Raw genomic sequence first — 1,063 nt, forward strand, 5'->3', positions numbered from 1 at the left:
ATCACATGCTGGCCTTGGTCAAAGCAGTGATGGATCAGCGTGCCGCCGAACGCAGCTACAGCGTCGATGAGTCCCAGCTGACACCGACGTTTGGATGGTCGCTGGCGGCATTGCGCAAGGTGTGGAACCAACGCAAGCCCCTGTGCGCGCCATGGTGGCCCGAGAATTCCAAAGAGGCTTACAACACAGGTCTGGACGGTCTGGCTCGAGGTCTGGAGGCATGGTCGGCATCGCGGCGCGGACTACGCGTAGGGAAAGTAGTGGCGTTTCCGCGGTTCAAATCGGCGCGGGCGCGTCGTTCGGTGCGCTTCACCACCGGTGCGATTCGTTGCGAATCGGATCGTCACCACGTGACGTTGCCTCGGGTCGGCACCATTCGCACCCTTGAATCGACCCGCAAGCTGGCCCGACGGGTGGAGGCCGAGACCGCGCGAATATTGTCGGCGACTGTCACCCAAGACGCTGCTGGTCGCTGGTATTGCGCGTTTCAGACGGTGGTGGCGGCAAAAGCCCGGCCAGCTCACGCAGCGTACTCACCGCACCAGATCGTTGGTGTCGACGTCGGGGTCAAGGTAGACAGCTTGTTGGTGGTGGCGACCCCTGCCGGTGTTGAGATCGCCCGGATCCCGGCACCCAAGTCGTTGACGGCGGCGCAGGCGCGCTTACGAACGTTGCAACGCAGGGCCGCGCGCCAACGCGGGCCGTACGACCCGGGCACCGGCGCCAAGCACATACCGTCGAAGCGGTGGCGACACACTCAGGCTCGGATCGGTGATACGCACGCACATGCCGCAGCAGTGCGCCGCGACGTGCTGCACAAGGCCACCACAATCTTGGCCCAGCAACACCGGGTGGTCGTTGTCGAGACCCTCAACGCCGCCGGGATGCGCGCCTACGGAGGTGCGCACAAGCGGGGCCTGAACAGAGCACTGGCTGATGCGGCCCTAGCCCAGGTCCGGCGGATGCTCGAGTACAAGACACGTTGGTATGGCAGCCAGTTGGTGGCTGTGGACCGGTTCTATCCGTCATCGAAGACCTGTTCGGCGTGTGGGAGGCGAAAGCC

Annotated in this window: 1 protein-coding gene; it reads left to right on the forward strand. The window is 64.3% G+C overall.

Annotation, left to right across the window (positions count from 1 at the left end):
• Positions 1 to 1,063: IS607 family element RNA-guided endonuclease TnpB (gene tnpB / locus ACWGPE_RS19250; RefSeq protein WP_452049355.1), on the forward strand; the 1,063-nt coding region annotated here is incomplete at both ends.

The organism is Agromyces sp. NPDC055658 (assembly GCF_053618155.1).